Below are 17279 nucleotides of genomic sequence, written 5' to 3' on the forward strand. Positions count from 1 at the left end.
CGGCGTGGTAGCAAGGGGTGTGCCTCATTGCGGCGGTGCCTGGCCGCAATCGTCACGAGGCGGCTCGTGACGGCTTCCCGAGAGGCTGGAGTTGTCGATGGCCCCTCGGCGTGTCGTCGACGCGTCGAAGGACGCCGGTCATCCGCCGACCCGGTACATGAGCGTCCAGGGAAGAATTCAGCGGGGAACCCTGGAGGCGCGGCGGGGGCGGAGTTTCCTCCCACCGCCGCGCCTTTTCAGACACTGCTGGCTATTGAGGGGCGTACTCGCTGGAGGGCGAGAGCGCCGTGGCCGGGTTGCAGGTGTTGATCCACGTCATGTGCGTGGAGAGCGGCTCGGTCTGCACCTCGAAGACGAGGATGAGCTGGTCCGCCAGGGCCAGCGGGTTGGCCGACCAGTTGCGCAGCGCGGTGGCGCTGAAGTCGAACCGGGCGAAGGGAGACAGTCCATTGCCCTTGCGGTACGGCTGCGCGTACTGCTTGAACTTGTCGATGGCCTCCGTGGGGGTGCCGAACACCGGGTACACGTAGGAGCCGAGCCACGCCTGGTTGAGCTGCTCGTACGTCTCCAGGCCTTCGTGGGTGGCGAAGGAGAGCATCGGGTCCACCGTGACGGGCAGCCGGAAGAGCTGCGAGTTCAGGGTGTCGTTGGACGCGGACTCGCCGGGCCGCGAGAAGAACACGGCCATGGAGCGGATGACCATCGCGCTTTCGTTGCACGTCATCGCCAGACCGCCGAGGGCGTCGTAGAGGTCCTCGGGGGTGACGGTGGTGGAGAAGGTGTTGCGGCTGGGGTCGAGCAGGCCCTCCCAGACCAGGCGCGAGCGCGTCTCGTCGGCCACGCGCCACTCCGGGAAGCCCTCCACATGGGGGAAGCCGGGCCGGGGGAAGCTGATGGCCACGATGGGGTAGGAGGTGCCCGGGGGCACGCTGGCGGAGGCAAGCCGCGCGTTGGAGAGGTGGACCTTGAGGCGCTCCACCAGCACCTTCATGTGCTCGGCGACGGCCAGGTGCGAGTCGTCCCAGGTGGTGGTGCCGGCATTGCCATCCGTGAGCGCCAGCAGCGCGTTCTGGGCCATGGCGTCGTTCCGCAGGGAGATGAAGACCTGGGGGTAGCGCAAGTGGAGGGTGGGGTAGAGGTAGCCGACCACCGCCTGGGTGAGGTCGGCCGTCTTCACCTCCAGATGGGCGCCCTCCAGGTTGCGCAGCGACCACAGCGGCAGCAGCCGCAGCAGGCGGGACTCTCCGGACTGCCTGTTCAGGTCGTCCTGCATGGCCTTGAGCTCCATCTCCATCAGGATCATCTGCCGCTCCACGGCGAGGATCTCCGCCTTGCGAGCCAGGGCGGCCAGGTCTTGGTCTACCCAGTTGGAGAAGAGGCCGCTCAGGTGTGAGGGCAGCTCATCCACGTTGAAGGAGACCAGTTCCTGGAGCCTCAGGAAGGCCTTGCTACGCAGCGCGGCCAGGTCCTGAGCGGTGACGCGGCCGGCCTGGAGGTACTGTGCACCCTCGGTCTCGATGAGGGCCCGGGCGTTGGTCATGGCCGTGAGCAGCGAGCCGGCCTTGTTGAGGTTGCCGTCGGTGCCGAGCAGCGGCTCGGTGTGGCGCACCGTGAGGGTGAGCGGGCTGGTGTTGAGCGAGGCGCAGCCCGCCCGGTCATTGACCACCAGGTAGAGGAGCCGGTTGGCTTTGAGCTGCACGGTGTTGTAGGGCCGCTGGAGGACGTGGATCTCCTGGATGTGGCCCCGCTGGGTGCCGCCCGGCTCCACCTCCAGCAGCAGCAGGCTGCCAGCGGGAAGGAGCGGGAACGGGGTGTTGGGCAGGCGCAGGCCGGAGGAGAACGCGGCGGTGCTGCGCTGCTCATTGCCCTCGTTGGTGCTGTTGCTCGTGGTCGTGGAGCTCCGGGAACCCATATCCGCCCTCAAGCACCGGCTCGCCTCGGCGTAGATCTTCACGCTGACGCCGGAGGTGGCCTCCCCGAGTATCGGCGTGCCCGCCTCGACACGGGCTCCGATGCAGGCCGAGTCGGTCGTGTCCTTGGACTCGTAGAATCCCTGCTCACTCACCGAGGTGTTCGAGCGTGCCTTGTAGGCGCCATTGGAGATCTGCAGGAGGAAGCCCTCGGGGCCGGTGGTCACACCGGTGGCATCCACGGGCAGCATGCTCCCACCCTGTCCCCAGGGCCCGCCCAGGACGGGTGAGCGCATGGCGCAGGTGGGGGCCCAGTTCCCCGCCACCTCGATGTGGAGGATGTCTCCTTGCTTCGCGCTGCGGCTCCACTCCGTCGTCAGGGTGGCCAGCGCGTCAGCGGAGGACGGCGTGCTCCCCGTGTACCGGGCGTTGGCGGCCGAGACGGAGAGCGTCTGCGGCGAGCGCACCGACACCTGGAAGTCCTGGAGCTGCGGAGAGCTGGCGGCCACGTTGAAGGAGCGCACCAGGTCCGCGTGGCGCACCCTGTCCACCGCCGCGTTGTGGCGCAGGCCGGCCAGGTCCTGGCCGAGCTGGCGGAACTGCTCCAGCTTCAATAGCAGCTGGCTGTTGATGCTCTCCTGGGTGCGCTCGTCCCGCATCTCCGCCACCGTGTTCTGGATGAGTGCGTCCCTGTTGGCCTGGTAGGTATTGATGGCGTTCTGCAGCGCGGACAGCCGCGCGTCCAGCACGGCGTCGATCTCCGCCTCCTTCTCGGTGTTCATCCCGGTGTGCAGGATGTTACGGGCATCCGCATCGAAGAAGCCGGTGCGGTGGTAGGTGTCCGTACGCAGCTGGGCATGACGCAGAAGCTTCGCCAGACCGGTGGCCGCCGGAGGCAACTTGTCCAGGGGCGTGGAGGCAAGGGTGTCCGGCGTGTAGGGTCCACCCACCGCGTCCACCACCGCGTTGCTGAGGGCGGGATGGCCGCTGGCGATCCGCTTGAACAGAGTCTCGTACTCATCCCGGACCTTGGCCGAGGCCAGGTTGGCGGCATTCAGCTCGGAGAGGTCATGGAGGGAACCCAGGAGCCGCCACGTCAGGCTGACCTCCGTGGAGATGTTGTTGGCCCGGCAGCCCCGGAAGCGGCAGCCAAGATCATGGGAGGAACTCACCGAGTCGAGCCGATGGGTCAGGCCGCGGAAGGCGTCCTCGAGCACCAGGAGCAGCGGTGCGGAGTCCACCGGAAAGGCGGTGACAGTGCCCGTGGGGGTGGTCTTGCTCATGGCCGTGAAGGCGGCCTCCACCATGGCGCGGTCCACTTCCAGGTAGGTGTCGGAGATGAAAGACAGGTTGCTCGCGCTCACCGGGGTGTTCGCCGCCGGCTCGTTGGTTCCGCCGGGCTTGATACCGATGATGGCCGGGCTGCTGTTGTAGGCCCCACGCCAGAGCTCACCGAGCAATCCGCTGAGGTCACGGCCGAGCTGCGGGGCCATGCTGTCATTCAGGTAGGCATGGTTCCGAGCGGCCCGGTACCAGCGGTCGATGAGGGCGAGCTTCTTCTGGAGGGCGGTGGTGCGCGCACTGCCGCTCTGGGCATGGACGGTGGAGAGCTGCTTGCCCAGCAGTGGCACCATCAGCGCGGACCAACTCTTCCGGTAGAGGTCCTGGTGACAGGAGACCGCGGAGATGCTGGAGGCGGCGTTGAGGCACTTGTCGAGCATCAGCTCGGCGACCGCGAGAGGCACGTGGTCGAGCGACATGCGGTGGCACATGGCGAGCGTGGCGTTGAGCTCGCGGGAGCCAGCGCAGGCGCCGTCCGCCACTGGCGGCGTCCAGCTGTTGTTGCAGTCCGCCACGGACGTGAAGTCCATGTTGTCGAAGTACTGCGCCAGCAGGCCCGGCTGGCCCGTTTCCCTGGCGCGCAGTTGCGAGGAGGGGATGATCTCCCGCCACTGGCTGGAGCTGGACCACAGCAGCAGCGCCGCCGCACCGCCGCCGCGCTCGTAGTACTCGAGCTTCAGGCTGTAGGGCGTGCCTGCCACCAGGGTGATGGTGCCGGTGTGCTCCGTGGGGCCCTGGTCCACCCACTTGTCGATGAGCAGCTGGCCGTTGACCCAGAGCCGGACGCCGTCATCGGTGATGGTGTGGAAGGTGTAGAGCTCGCTGAAGCGGGGCGTCACCGTGCCCTCCCACCGCACGGAGAAGAAGTCGGCGCCCATGGAGGGCAGGGGAGCGCCCCCGGCCCAGTCGAAGTTCACCTGCGGGTCCAGGCGGGTGACCCCGTTGAACTCGGGGTACTGGGTGTAGAGCTTGATGATTTCGTCCCGCTGCGTCTGGGTGAGGTCCGTTCCACGGGTCTCGAAGAGCAGCTTGAGGTGGGTGACCAGCTCGCGACGCAGTTGATTGCCGTCCACTCCCGGAGGCACCGAGGAGTCGAGGGAGGTGAGCTGCCACATGAGTTGCGTGTACTTGTTCTGCGAATCGGTGGCGCTCTTCAATGGCAGATCGTCACCGGTGGTGCAGAAGGCCTTGTAGTGACCCCAGTAGTCGAACGCCGAGGTCCGCTGGGTGACCACCGCGGCGGACACCTGCTGCTTGATCTCGTTGAGCGTCATGCCGGGAGGCGAGTACTTCCGGCCCGGGACATAGCCGCACGCGCCCGGTGTGTCGTCACCGTGGCTGGCGTGCCGGCAGACCTTGTAGCTCTCGATGGTGCACGAGTATTCCTCGGTGCCACACAGGGGGTCCTGGGCGTATTTGTAGATGGGGTAGTTGTAGAGCGTGTAGTTGCAGGTGGCGGTGCGTGTGGAGGTGTTGATATTGGAGACGGAGTACGATTGGGTCACGCCGCTCCTGTATCGGTAGTCGATGAGGTTGATGTGGCGGACCGCCTGATCCCTGCAGGGCATGTTGTAGTCATCGACATAACCGTAATAGCATCCGATATCCGGGTCGGGGTCACATATTCGTGCCCTCGTTTTCACCGGGCTTACCTGCGTGGAGAATGGTTGGTTCGTGCGGTAATCCAGGCCGAAGTCGGGATGCTGGCAGAACTTGTTTCTTGTGCAGGTGCTGGCTGTGCTGGTGATGCCGCAGGCACTCGACGCGGCCTCTTTGTAGCAGGGAAGCGCGTACTCGCTGTACTGCCAGGGACCGGCGCACCGGCCGTCCTCCCAGGAAGGCGTGCCCGCGGGGTTCGCGTCCCAGCTGATCTGGCTGGGGCCGCAGGTGCTGGCTGTGCCCGTGAGTGGCTCCTCGGATTGGGCCAGCTCCGGTGATGGTGGCGGGTCGGACAAATCCGTGTCGCCGCAAGCAACCACCAGGGTGAGACACAAAACAAGACAACTCTTCCACCAGGAAGTGTTCATGGTCCCTGCTGTCTTTTGATGGGTTTATTAAACTGGTTGCTTCCCGCAACCGAGTCATCCGCCTCGTGAGCAAGAGGTGTGCCTCATTCCGGCTCCCGTGGAAGCTCAGGGCGCGTGCACCAGCCGTCAGTGCCAGCTCCCATGAGGGGGGGAGGCCAGGGTTGGCCGGAGCCGTTGGCCGGGTTTCGACGTGTCGACGCCGCATCGACGTGTCGGCGCGTGGCGCCTGTCCGGCCGCCTGGTGGCCTCCCCGCGCGCGAGGGCCCGGGTTCGTGGAATGATGGGGGGCATGTCGAGGCCGCTGATCACCACCGTGGGCTGCTGCACCAGCACCACGGCCCGCATCGCCATCACCGCGAAGAATGGCCAGTCCCACGCCCGGCTCGCGTTCCGCTCGGGGGAGGGCTCCTTCCAGGAGCGCACCCTGCGTCTCTGCCGCCCCGAGGGCTCCTCCTTCCTCCACGGCTCGTTCGAGCTCGAGGGGCTCACCGCGTCCTCCACGGTCGAGTACGCGGTGGCCGTCTCGGGCTCCGAGGAGGGGCTGCCCTCGCTCCAGGAGCTCGCGTGCGCTGGCGGGCTCTCCCGCTTCCGGCTGCTGCCTCCGCCCGGCCAGCCCCTGCGTATCGGCTTGGTGAGCTGCAATGGCAGTCACACGGTAAGCGAGCCCTTCCGGCGCCATGCCATGTGGAAGCGCTTGGGGGAGGTGGTCGCGGCGGGGGAGGTGGACCTGCTGATCCACCTGGGAGATCAGATCTACGCGGACCACATCCGCGAGGCGTGGCAGCGCGGTGACCTGGATGACTACCTGACGCCGGGGAACGAAGAGCTGATGCACCGGCTGCGCGAGTCCTTCCGCGCCCTGTATTGCGAGACCTGGCAGCGTCCGGAGCTCGCCGCGGTGCTCGGCTCGGTGCCCTCGATGATGATGTGGGACGACCACGACATCTTCGACGGGTGGGGCTCCCATGACGAGGTGAGCCCGGCGGACCGCGCCTTCTTCGAGGCCGCGCGGACGGCCTTCTCGGAGTTCCAGGCGCGCCTGAACCCTCCGGGCTTCAGCGACTCGTTCGGCTTCGGGTGGGCGGGCAATGGCATCGGACTGCTGGTGCTCGACGGGCGCTCGCACCGCAACTGGAAGGATCAGACGATCATCGGCCGCAAGCAGTGGGCCGAGACGGATGCGTGGCTGGAGGCGCAGCTGGGCGCGGGGCTCGAGCGGCTCTTCGTCGTCACGGGGGTGCCCCCGCTGCACGCGAAGGTGGCGGCGGCCAGCAAGATTCTCGAGAGGCTCGGGCTCACCTCGTTCCTGGGGGACGTGAGGGACTCGTGGATGGAGCCCAACAACGCCGAGGAGCTACGCAAGCTGCTCAACCGGCTCTTCGATTTCCGCAAGCGCTCGCCGGGGACCGAGGTGACGTTGGTGGGCGGGGACGTGCACGTGGGGACGACGGCCCGGCTGCGCTCACGGATGCCCTCCCACAAACGCAACGACTCGGATCAGCCGGAGATCACCCAGGTGGTCTCCAGCGGCATCGGCTCCGAGCCTCCCAGCGGCCTCATCCGCAAGGTGGTGGAGTTCGGCATCGGCTCGGATTCGGTGGACATGTACCAGGACCTCTTCTGCGGGAGGCTGCTGGAGCTGCCGGGCAACCCGGACGGGCGCCTGCTCTTCCGCAGGAACTTCGCCGTGCTGGACCTGGGCTCGAGCGGGAAGGCGGGCTGGGACCCCGACCGGAACCTGCGCGTGCGCTACTACGCCGAGGGCCTGGAGCGCCCCATCGAACAGACGCTGCTGGCGCTCTGACACGAAGCGCCCCTCCAGGGGTGCTGCCTCGTCTACACTGAGCACGTGACGCGCCCCTCCGAGCAGAGTCCTCCCCCGGGAGTCCGCGCCAGGCTCCACGAGATCATCTTCGAGTCGAACACCCCGGCGGGGAAGGCGTTCGACGTGGCGCTGCTCTGGGCCATCCTCCTCAGCGTGCTCGCGGTGATGCTGGAGAGCGTGGGCCCCATCCGCGCGCGGTATGGGCCGGCCATCCGCATCGCGGAATGGGTCTTCACCGTCCTCTTCACCGTGGAGTACGTGCTGCGGCTCTTCGCCGTGAGCCGCCCCGTACTCTACGCGGCGAGCTTCTACGGCTTGGTGGATCTCCTGGCCATCCTGCCCAGCTACGTGAGCCTGATGATACCGGGGGCGCAGTCGTTGTTGGTGGTCCGCGTGCTGCGCCTGTTGCGCGTCTTCCGTGTGCTCAAGCTGGTGAACTTCCTCGGGGAGGCCGAGGTGCTGCTCACCGCCCTGCGCGCGAGCCGGCCGAAGATCACCGTCTTCCTCCTGGCGGTGCTGAGCACGGTCGTCGTCATGGGCTCGGTGATGTACATGGTGGAGGGCGAGGCGAATGGCTTCGACAGCATCCCGCGCGGGATGTACTGGGCCATCGTCACCATGACGACGGTGGGCTTCGGTGACATCACCCCCAAGACGGTGCCCGGGCAGTTCATCGCGTCGATGCTGATGATCATGGGTTACGGCGTCCTCGCGGTGCCCACGGGCATCGTGTCGGTGGAGCTCGCGGCGGCCTCCCGGCCCGGCCTCAATCCCGAGGCCTGTCCGGGCTGTGGTGCCGAGGGCCATGACGTGGACGCGGTGCATTGCAAGTTCTGCGGCGCCCGCCTCTGATCCAGGGAGCCTCTTTCGCGACAAGGTGGATTGCCCTGTGCAGGCTGTCTCTGCGAGCGTCGGGGACCCCCAGGGCACACCGCTCGCGAGGGCTCATCTGGAAGGCTGCCATGCATACACTCCGCGTCCTGTTCACAGGCGTCCTCCTTCTCTTGCTCGTGGGAAGACCCGCGAGCGCCGAAGTGACCGCCGCACCCGCGTCCACCCCGTCCGCCGCCTACCAGTGGCTGGACATCTCCCTGGAGGCGACGGCCCGCGAGGTGGATCGCCGCGGTGCCCGCCCCACGCTGCTGTCACGCACGCTGGCCGTCGCGCTGACGGCCATGTACGACGCCTGGGCCGCTTATGACGATCGGGCCGTGGGCACGCGCCTGGGCGGCTCGTTGCGCCGTCCGCTGGCCGAGCGGACCCTGGCCAACAAGGAGAAGGCCATCGCCTACGCCACCTTCCGCGCCCTGGCGGACGTCTACCCGGACGAGCGGGCCTGGTGCGCGGAGCAGATGCGCCAGCGGGGCTATGACCCGGACGACACGTCCACGGATCCGTCCACGCCGCAGGGGGTGGGCAACCTCGCCGCCGCCGCGGTCCTCGCGTACCGGCACCATGACGGGGCCAATCAGTTCGGCGACGAGCCGGGCTCCAGCGGCGCTCCCTACTCCGACTACACCGGCTACACGCCCGTCAACCCGCCGGACCGCATCGTCGATCCCAACCGCTGGCAGCCCATCTCGTTCGACGACGGGAAGGGCGGCAAGGTGACGCCCGGCTTCCTCACGCCGCACTGGTACCGGGTGACGCCCTTCGCGCTCGAGTCCAGCAGCCAGTTCCGCCCGCCGCCTCCGCCCCGGGTGGGCTCCCAGCAACTGCGCCGGGAGGCGGACGAGAACATCGACATGAACGCCTCCCTGACTCCCGCGGAGAAGGCCCTCGTCGAGTTCATGCGCGACGGCCCGCGCTCCACGGGTCAGTCGGGCCACTGGCTGCGCTTCGCCCAGGACGTGTCGCGGCGGGACGGCTACGGGCTGGACCAGGACGTGAAGCTCTTCTTCGCCGTGGCCAACGTGGCCATGGACGCCTTCATCGCCGCCTGGGAGGCGAAGCGCTTCTATGACACCTCGCGCCCGTGGACGCTGGTGCGCTACTACGAGGCCGGCAAGGAGCTGTGGGGCTGGGTCGGTCCGGGGCAGGGCGTCGATCGCATCCCGGCCGAGCAGTGGCATCCGTACTCGCCGTCCACGTTCATCACCCCGCCGTTCCCCGGTTATGTCTCGGGGCACAGCGCGGTGAGCGCCGCGAGCGGCCGGATGCTGGAGCTGTTCACCGGCAGCGACACCTTCGGCAAGACGGAGTACCTCACGGCGGGCGCCCTCACCGAGCCCGGCTTCCCGTGCAACGTCATCCAGCAGCGCAAGGGCAAGCCCTCCAAGGACACCGCCGAGGACTGCCAGGTGGCGCTGCACCTGCCCACCTTCAGCGCGACGGCGGAGCTGGCTGGCATCTCCCGCGTGCTGGGCGGCTACCACATCCAGGCCGACAACGTGATGGGGCTGGAGCTGGGGCGCCGGGTGGCGGACTTCGTCTGGCTCCGGACCCGGGCCTACTTCGACGGGACGGCGCAAGTGCGCGAGGCGCCGTAGCGTCTCGAGGGGAGTACGCGGGCCCATCGTCCGGTGTACCGGGCGGTGGGCCCGTGTGGAATTCAGGAGCGAGGAGCGAACATGAGACTCGATGTCTTCTCGGAGATGCAGCATCCGAAGGAACTCTGGGGCGAGGCGGGCCATGAGCACCGCCTGTTCCAGGAGACCCTGGAGCAGGCGAAGCTGGCCGACGCGCTGGGGTACGGCGTGTGGTGGCAGGTCGAGCACCACGGGGCGGGGGAGTTCAGCTACAGCTCGGCGCCCGAGTGCATGCTGACGGCGATCGCCATGAGCACGAAGAACCTGCACGTCGGTCACTCGTCCGTGCTGGCGCCCTCGCGCTTCAACCACCCCATCCGCGTCGCCGAGCGCGCCGCCTTCATCGACCACCTGAGTGGGGGCCGCTTCCAGCTCGGCCTCGCCCGGAGCACCCTGCCCGAGTGGCGGACCTTCAACATCGACCCCGACTCCACCCGGGGGCAGATGCAGGAGGCCTTCGAGATGATCCCGAAGATGTGGACCCAGCAGTCGTTCTCCTGGGAGAGCCGCGACTTCCAGATCAAGAACATCAACATCGTCCCGAAGCCCTACCGCAAGCCGCACCCGCCGCTCTGGCAGGCGTGCTCCAGTCCGGCCTCGTTCGAGCAGGCGGGGCGCAATGGCGTGGGGGCGCTCGGCGTGACGCTGTGGGCCTCCCTGGAGGAGGTGGCGGAGATGATCCACATCTACCGCGAGGCCATCCGCAAGCACTGCAAGCCGGTCGGCGAGTACGTGAACGACCAGGTCGCCTTCTTCACCTTCGTGCACTGCGCGGACAGCGAGCAGGAGGCGATGGAGAACGGCGCGGCGAAGGCGGCGGCCCGGTACACCAACGGCTCCTTCACGTTCTTCGAGGCGAAGGATGCGTTCATCAAGACGGCCGCCGAGCTGGAGGCCATGGCGAAGGACCCGGCCGGCGGTGGGCTGACCGGCCAGTACCTGCGGAAGAAGGATCCGAACGCACCGCACTCCCGGGCGCAACGCGTCATCGGCCGGATCATGCAGGGGGAGGTCGTCTCGGACCAGGAGCTCTGGGAGGTGCTGGGCGAGCAGGAGTCCCTGATCGTCGGCACGAAGGACCAGGTGCGTAAGAGGCTCAAGCGTTACGAGGCGCTGGGCATCGACGCCCTCATGTCCTTCCACCAGGTGGCGCCCCTGCCGCACGAGAAGGTCATGAAGAGCCTCCGCCTCACGGGCGAGCTGATTCCGGAGTTCACCTCCCCGAAGGCGCCCTAGGCGCGTGTCCGGCACCCGCCTCCGAGCCCAGGAGGCGGGGGGCCACACGGTGTGAGGCCGGGCTGGAGGGCTGCCGAGCAGATAGCGGGCATGTCCCGCGCCCGTCACGGGTATAAGGCGGCGCCAATGGCCGTCCGCTTCGAGCTCGTCACCACTGACCCCACGGGGGCCCGTGCCGGGGTGCTGCACACCCGCCGGGGCTCCATCCCCACGCCCGTCTTCATGCCGGTGGGCACCCACGCCTCCTTCCGCCACCTCGGCATGGAAGAGGTGAAGGCCACCGGCGCGAGGATCATCCTGTCCAACACGTACCACCTGATGCTCAAGCCGGGCATCGACGTGTTCAAGCGCTTCGGCGGCATCCACCCCTTCATGCAGTGGGATGGGGCGGTGCTCACCGACTCGGGCGGGTTCCAGATCTTCTCGCTGCCCGAGGACCGGCTCATCACCGAGAAGGGCGCGCACTTCCGCAGCTTCCACGACAACAGCCGCCAGCTCCTCAGCCCCGAGTCCAGCATCGCCATGCAGCAGGCGATCAACTCGGAGATCATGATGGTGCTGGACGTGTGCATCGACTCGCGCACGGACGAGCCCGGCACGCGCGAGGCCATGGAGCGCACCCACCGCTGGGCCGTGCGCAGCCTCGCGGCCAAGAACCAGGTGGACACCGGCCAGGCCCTCTTCGCCATCGTCCAGGGCGGCGTCTACCCGAACCTGCGCGACGAGAGCGCCGCCTTTCTCACCCAGCACCCCTTCGACGGCTTCGCCATCGGCGGCCTCGCGGTGGGCGAGACGAACGAGGAGCGCAAGACCATGACGGCCCGCGCCGCCGCGTCGCTGCCCCAGGACAAGCCCCGCTATCTCATGGGCGTGGGAACCCCCACGGACCTGCTCGAGGCCGTGCTGCGCGGCGTGGACATGTTCGACTGCATCATCCCCACGAAGATGGCGCAGCAGGGCTACGCCTATACCTTCCAGGGCCTCGTGCGGATTACGCGCCAGGTGTTCCGGCTGTCGGACGAGCCATTGGACCCGACGTGCGACTGCTACGTGTGCAAGCGCTTCAGCCGCGGCTACCTGCAGCACCTCATGAGCGGCAAGCACCACATCGGCTCGCGCATGCTGTCCGTGCACAACGTGCACCACTACCAGCAGCTCACCTGGAAGATGCGCGATGCCATCCTCCGGGGCTCCTACGCGCAGGCCTACCGCGAGCTGAAGCAGGCCGTGGCCACGCCCAAGGATCTCAAGGAAGCGAAGCTCGAGGTGGGCCCTGGCGCCGTCACCCTGAAGGAAGTGGGCTGAGCGCGTGGACTCCGAGAACCCTCGCGATGGTGACTTCGAGCTGGTGACGCTGCGCAACGGCTCGCGGGCGGTGCGGCACCTCGGGCACGGAGAGGTGATGCACCCCTCGGTGGGCCCGTGGCAGGAGGCCCTGCGTCTCTACGTGGAGCAGCCCCGGCTGGCCGAGCGTCTGCGCACCCCGGGCGAGCCGCTCGTCATCCACGACGTGGGCCTGGGGGCGGCCACCAACGCGGTGGCGGCGCTCACCTGCGCGCGCGAGCTGGGCGCCGAGCGTCGGCGGGCCCTGGAGCTGGTGAGCTTCGAGGTGGACCTGGCACCGCTGCGGCTGGCGCTGGCGGACGCGGCGGGCTTCCCCTTCCTGCAGCCCTTCCACGAGGCGGCCGAGGCGCTCATGCGCGACGGCGTCTGGGAGTCCGAGGGCATGCGCTGGCGGCTGCACCTGGGGGACGCGCAGGGGCTGATCGACTCGGGGCTGCCAAAGGCGGACCTGGTGTTCTTCGATCCGTTCTCCCCGGCGTCCAACCCGGAGATGTGGACGGCCCGGGTGCTGTCCCAGGTGAGGGCGTGCTGCCGGGAGGACGGGGAGGGGGCGCTGCTGCTGACGTACAGCGCGGCCACCCCCACGCGCGTCACGCTGCTGCTGGCGGGCTTCTACGTGGGAGCCGGTGTGTCCACGGGAACCAAGGGGGAGACGACGGTGGGCGCCACGCGCCGCGAGTCCCTGGCTCTACCGCTCGGAGAGCGCTGGCTGGAGCGGTGGCGCCGCTCCTCGTCCCGCGCGCCCCATGGCGAGCCCCTCACGCCGGAGCTCGAGGCGCGGGTGCTCGCCCATCCGCAGTGGCGCGGGGGCTGAGCGTCCTCGGGGCGAGCCACCGGAAGGTGACGCGCCCCTGGAGGACCCTGCGCTCTACGCCGGAGGCCGGGTAGAGGCCTGACCCGCCGCGGTGCCGCGCGCGGCGAGCTCGGGCGAGACAGCGGCGTCGGCCTGCTCGGACCAACGCACGTGGTAGGTGGCGGACTGGCCGTCGAAGCCCTCGGGGACGACGACGACGCGCTGGCCACCGGACAGCTCGGCCGCCCGGGCCAGGGCTCCGGCCACGAAGGTCGGCTGATCCGCGCCGATGTCCGTCAGCCAGAACTCCACCTCGGTCTGGCCCCGCTCCACGATTCGCACCTCACTGCAATTGGTGCTGGTCCGGAAGCAGAGCTTGGCCTGCGTCAGCGCCCTCCGGGGACCGAGCAGCCGGGCCATGCCCAGCAGCGCCTTCCCGAAGAGGGTGGAGAAGTAGCCATCGATGAAGCGCTCACCGAGGGAGTAGTACGCCGCCTCGACGGGCATGCCCGCGTAGATGTGGTCCGCCGCGATGCGGAGGAACAGCTTCCACTGCTCAAGTGTGTAGGTGGGAGTTAGCTTCTGCTCCAGGTCGAGCCCCGCCTCACGCAGGCGCAGACGGCACGCGGGCGTAAGACGGTTCTCGAGTGCCTTGAGGAAAAGCGCCTCGACGGTCCCTGCATAGACGAGCTTGTCGCCGGTCATAGGCCTACCGGTATATCCGGTCGGCGGCCGTCCACGCTACATGCCTGTTCAGGATGCGTGCACTTATCCACGTCCAGTGAACAAAAACCGGGGGTTTGGCGGGAGGCTGGAACACCCCGTGTACTGCCGGTTGACGGGGGGAGCAGGTGCGCCCATGTAGGCGGATGGGTTGATGCTCAGTGGACCCGGACCCAGAGTGAGGTGCTCTGGTCATGGAGGACGGAATGCGGAACGGCAAGTCAGTGGGCCCCCAGGCCGAGGTGGTTGAGGGCCTCATGGAGAAAACCCGCTTTGTCTCCGCCATTGAGGAGGGGCTCGCGGATGCCGGGTCCGGGCGGGTGCATTCCCACGAGGCCGTCATCGCCGAGATGAAGAATCGCTTCGGGAAGCACGCCCCGGAACATCGGCGCGGGTCATCCGGAACCGGAGAGTCGCGCTGACTCGCTCCGGTGAGTCCGGGCAGCGGCCTGGGTTGAGGTCTACGGGGGGAGCGGTTGGTAGTCGAAGGCGCAGAAGATGTCGGCGAGGGTCGTGGTGCTATCGAGCTGGAGGCTGCCGCTCATGCCCTCGTCGCAGAAGGTGGCGGGCTCGCCCGGCGGAAGCAGAGTGCGGCACCAGAGGGCGAAATCCGCACAGTCCCGGAGGTCGCCGATGAAGACGATGGAACAGCCCTCCCGGTTGAGGGAGCCGTCCACGCGTGAGTGCTCCATGGGGACGCTGAACTCCAGTGCGTGGCTGCTCGCCGGGTTGGGCACCTCCTCGACCGTGGCTCCGGGCCAGCGAGACTTCAGCCGCCGGGTGAATGCAGGAGGCGAGACAACTCCCTCGGATTCGGTGATGACGAAGTAGTTCATGGTGAGGATTCCGGACTGCCCCCCGGAATGGGGGACGGGCTCCTTTCGTTGACCATGGATGGTCCCGGACGCTGCCGTGAACTTTTCCCGGATGGCGGCCCGTCCTCCCGCCTAGAGTCTTGACCAATGGTGACGATCGAAACCCCCCGTGCGCCGCTCGCGGCGCTGCTGCCCGCCCGCTCGCAGGGACCCCTGGATTCCGATGAGATCCTCAGCCGCTTCGTCGGCTGGGTGGAGTCCACCGGCCTGGCCCTCTACCCGGCGCAGGAGGAGGCCATCCTCGAGCTGCTGGGGGGCAAGCACCTGTTCCTCAAGACCCCCACCGGCTCGGGCAAGTCGCTCGTCGCCATGGCCCTCCACTTCAAGGCCATGGCCGAGGGTAAGGTGTCCTACTACACCTGCCCCATCAAGGCGCTGGTCAACGAGAAGTTCTTCGCGCTGTGCGAGGCCTTCGGGCCGGAGAACGTGGGCCTGCTCACCGGCGACGCGGCCATCAACCGCGAGGCGCCCATCCTCTGCTGCACGGCGGAGATCCTGTCCAACCTGGCCCTGCGCGACGCCATGCTGCGCGCCGACTACGTGGTGATGGACGAGTTCCACTACTACGCGGACCGCGAGCGCGGCATCGCCTGGCAGATTCCGCTGATTACCCTGCCGAAGACCACGTTCCTGATGATGTCGGCGACGCTGGGGGACACGCACCTCATCGAGGAGCGGCTGCAGGAGTTCACCGGCCGCGAGGTGGCCAGCGTGCGCAGCGCGCTGCGCCCGGTGCCGCTGGACTTCGAGTACCGCGAGACGCCGCTGCACGAGACCATCCAGGACCTCATCCAGAAGGGCAAGGCGCCCATCTACCTGGTGAACTTCTCGCAGCGCGCCGCGGCCGAGCAGGCGCAGAACCTGATGAGCGTGGATTTCTCCGCCAAGGAGGACAAGGAGGCCATCCGGCAGGCGCTGATGGAGGCCCCCTTCGACACGCCCTACGGCAAGGACTTCCAGCGCTTCCTGCGCCATGGCATCGGCATGCACCACGCGGGCCTCCTGCCCAAGTACCGGCTGCTGGTGGAGCGGCTGGCGCAGACGGGCCTGCTCAAGGTCATCAGCGGCACGGACACGCTGGGCGTGGGGGTGAACATCCCCATCCGCACGGTGCTCTTCACGCAGCTCTTCAAGTTCAACGGCGACAAGCTGGCCACGCTGAGCGTGCGCGACTTCCAGCAGATCGCCGGGCGCGCGGGCCGCAAGGGCTTCGACACGCAGGGCAGCGTGGTGGCGCAGGCCCCCGAGCACGTCATCGAGAACGTGAAGATCGCCCAGAAGGAGGCCAAGGGCGGCAAGCGCCTGCCCCGCAAGCCTCCGCCGCAGAAGGGCTTCGTCAACTACGACAAGAGCACCTTCGAGCGGCTGCAGTCGGGGCTCCCCGAGCCCCTGGAGTCGCGCTTCGAGGTGACGCACGGCTTCCTGCTCAACCTGCTGCAGAGCGAGATGGTGGGCGGCGCCGAGGGGTACCAGCGGCTGGTGCGGCTCATCTTCCGCTCGCACGGCTCGGAGTACATCAAGCGCCGCAACCTGAAGGAGGCCGCGTCCTGCTTCCGCACCCTGCGCCACGCGGGCCTGGTGCTCGTGCAGAAGGGGGAGGGCGGCTCGGGCGCGACGGTGGCGGTGGCGCCGGGGCTGCAGCGGGACTTCTCGCTCAACCAGACGCTGTCGCTCTACCTGCTGGACACGCTCAACAAGCTGGACCACGAGGCGGAGACGTACGCGCTGGACGTGGTGACGCTGGTGGAGTCCATCTGCGAGAACCCGGAGGTGGTGCTCTACGCCCAGCTGCACGAGCTCAAGGGCAACAAGATCAACGAGCTGAAGGCCCAGGGCATGGAGTACGACCAGCGGATGGAGGAGCTGGAGAAGCTCGAGTGGCCCAAGCCCAACCGGGACTTCATCTACACCACCTTCAACGCCTTCGCGGAGAAGCACCCGTGGGTGGGCGCGGAGAACATCCGGCCCAAGTCCATCGTCCGCGACATGTACGAGCGCTACCTGTCCTTCCACGACTACGTGCGCGAGTACGGCCTGCAGCGCAGCGAGGGCGTGCTGCTGCGCTACCTGGGTGATGTCTACAAGGCCCTCACCCAGACGGTGCCCGAGCGCTACCGCAACCAGGAGGTCAACGAGATCATCGAGTGGCTGCGCGCGATGATCCGCTACGTGGACCAGAGCCTCCTGGAGGAGTGGGAGCGGATGAAGAACCCGGGCGAGGTGGTGGTGCGCCGGGCCGAGGCTCCGGACCGCAAGCCGCAGGATCTCACGGACGATCCCCGGGCCTTCGCGGCGCACGTGCGCAACGAGCTGCACCGGCTGCTGCGGGCGCTCGCCTACAGGCGCTACCCGGACGCGCTGGCGCTGCTGCGGCAGGACGAGGCAGGCGAGCAGTGGACGGCGACGAAGCTCGGCGAGGCGATGACGCCCTACTTCGAGGAGCACAAGAGCGTGGTGCTCACCCCGCAGGCGCGCCGGCCCGCCCACACCTTCCTCAAGGAGACGGGCCCGCGTCAGTGGGAGGCCCAGCAGCGGATCCTGGACCCCGAGGGCCATGCCGACTGGATGCTCGACTGCGCCATCGATCTCACCGGACGCAAGGTGGACGACGGGCCGCTGCTCACCCTGCGCCGCATCGGGACGTGACAACGTCGGCTGCTGATTAGGAACACGTCAC

The 17279-nt window shown here is 68.1% G+C and carries 11 protein-coding genes; 8 read left to right on the plus strand and 3 right to left on the minus strand.

Annotated elements, in window-relative coordinates:
* Nucleotides 1–250 precede the first annotated feature (250 nt).
* Nucleotides 251–4819: a PA14 domain-containing protein gene (locus NR798_RS18625; RefSeq protein WP_375772825.1), complete on the minus strand. Its 4569-nt coding sequence runs from the start codon at nucleotides 4817–4819 to the stop codon at nucleotides 251–253.
* Nucleotides 4820–5567: 748 nt separating this feature from the next.
* On the opposite strand from NR798_RS18625, the gene NR798_RS18630 reads away from it, so the two are divergent.
* From NR798_RS18630 to NR798_RS18655, 6 genes are all read left to right on the plus strand, one after another.
* Nucleotides 5568–7082, plus strand: coding sequence for an alkaline phosphatase D family protein (locus tag NR798_RS18630; RefSeq protein ID WP_375772826.1), 1515 nt, complete (start codon nucleotides 5568–5570; stop codon nucleotides 7080–7082).
* 45 nt (nucleotides 7083–7127) lie between these two features.
* Nucleotides 7128–7955, plus strand: a complete 828-nt coding sequence (locus tag NR798_RS18635) for an ion transporter (RefSeq protein WP_375772827.1) — start codon at nucleotides 7128–7130, stop codon at nucleotides 7953–7955.
* Between the two features lie 182 nt (nucleotides 7956–8137).
* Nucleotides 8138–9592: a vanadium-dependent haloperoxidase gene (locus NR798_RS18640; protein ID WP_375772828.1), complete on the plus strand. Its 1455-nt coding sequence runs from the start codon at nucleotides 8138–8140 to the stop codon at nucleotides 9590–9592.
* Nucleotides 9593–9673: 81 nt separating this feature from the next.
* Entirely contained in the window at nucleotides 9674–10867 is a 1194-nt protein-coding gene (locus tag NR798_RS18645; RefSeq protein ID WP_375772829.1) for an LLM class flavin-dependent oxidoreductase, read from the plus strand.
* 126 nt (nucleotides 10868–10993) lie between these two features.
* The gene (tgt, locus tag NR798_RS18650; RefSeq protein ID WP_375772830.1) at nucleotides 10994–12172 is read left to right on the plus strand and encodes a tRNA guanosine(34) transglycosylase Tgt; all 1179 of its coding nucleotides are present in this window, start codon (nucleotides 10994–10996) and stop codon (nucleotides 12170–12172) included.
* 4 nt (nucleotides 12173–12176) lie between these two features.
* Complete coding sequence (locus NR798_RS18655; RefSeq protein ID WP_375772831.1) at nucleotides 12177–13025, plus strand: tRNA (5-methylaminomethyl-2-thiouridine)(34)-methyltransferase MnmD; 849 nt, start codon at nucleotides 12177–12179, stop codon at nucleotides 13023–13025.
* A 54-nt stretch (nucleotides 13026–13079) separates the two neighbouring features.
* On the opposite strand, the gene NR798_RS18660 is transcribed toward NR798_RS18655, so the two are convergent.
* Complete coding sequence (locus NR798_RS18660; RefSeq protein ID WP_375772832.1) at nucleotides 13080–13709, minus strand: TIGR02265 family protein; 630 nt, start codon at nucleotides 13707–13709, stop codon at nucleotides 13080–13082.
* Between the two features lie 224 nt (nucleotides 13710–13933).
* Between NR798_RS18660 and NR798_RS18665 the strand changes: the two genes are divergently transcribed.
* Nucleotides 13934–14149, plus strand: a complete 216-nt coding sequence (locus NR798_RS18665) for a hypothetical protein (protein WP_375772833.1) — start codon at nucleotides 13934–13936, stop codon at nucleotides 14147–14149.
* Nucleotides 14150–14188: 39 nt separating this feature from the next.
* Here the strand turns inward: NR798_RS18665 and NR798_RS18670 are convergent, their stop codons facing one another.
* Complete coding sequence (locus tag NR798_RS18670; RefSeq protein WP_375772834.1) at nucleotides 14189–14563, minus strand: hypothetical protein; 375 nt, start codon at nucleotides 14561–14563, stop codon at nucleotides 14189–14191.
* A 126-nt stretch (nucleotides 14564–14689) separates the two neighbouring features.
* On the opposite strand from NR798_RS18670, the gene NR798_RS18675 reads away from it, so the two are divergent.
* Complete coding sequence (locus NR798_RS18675; RefSeq protein WP_375772835.1) at nucleotides 14690–17248, plus strand: DEAD/DEAH box helicase; 2559 nt, start codon at nucleotides 14690–14692, stop codon at nucleotides 17246–17248.
* The last annotated feature ends 31 nt before the right edge of the window (nucleotides 17249–17279 follow it).

The organism is Archangium gephyra (assembly GCF_042230915.1).
In the GTDB taxonomy this organism is placed as follows: domain Bacteria; phylum Myxococcota; class Myxococcia; order Myxococcales; family Myxococcaceae; genus Archangium; species Archangium gephyra_B.

Coding starts and splice junctions, on each gene's coding strand:
- NR798_RS18665 (WP_375772833.1), top strand. CDS start 13,934: ATGCGGAACGGCAAGTCAGTGGGCCCCCAGGCCGAGGTGGTTGAGGGC.
- NR798_RS18630 (WP_375772826.1), top strand. CDS start 5,568: ATGTCGAGGCCGCTGATCACCACCGTGGGCTGCTGCACCAGCACCACG.
- NR798_RS18625 (WP_375772825.1), bottom strand. CDS start 4,819: ATGCCCTGCAGGGATCAGGCGGTCCGCCACATCAACCTCATCGACTAC.
- NR798_RS18670 (WP_375772834.1), bottom strand. CDS start 14,563: ATGAACTACTTCGTCATCACCGAATCCGAGGGAGTTGTCTCGCCTCCT.
- NR798_RS18675 (WP_375772835.1), top strand. CDS start 14,690: ATGGTGACGATCGAAACCCCCCGTGCGCCGCTCGCGGCGCTGCTGCCC.
- tgt (WP_375772830.1), top strand. CDS start 10,994: ATGGCCGTCCGCTTCGAGCTCGTCACCACTGACCCCACGGGGGCCCGT.
- NR798_RS18645 (WP_375772829.1), top strand. CDS start 9,674: ATGAGACTCGATGTCTTCTCGGAGATGCAGCATCCGAAGGAACTCTGG.
- NR798_RS18660 (WP_375772832.1), bottom strand. CDS start 13,709: ATGACCGGCGACAAGCTCGTCTATGCAGGGACCGTCGAGGCGCTTTTC.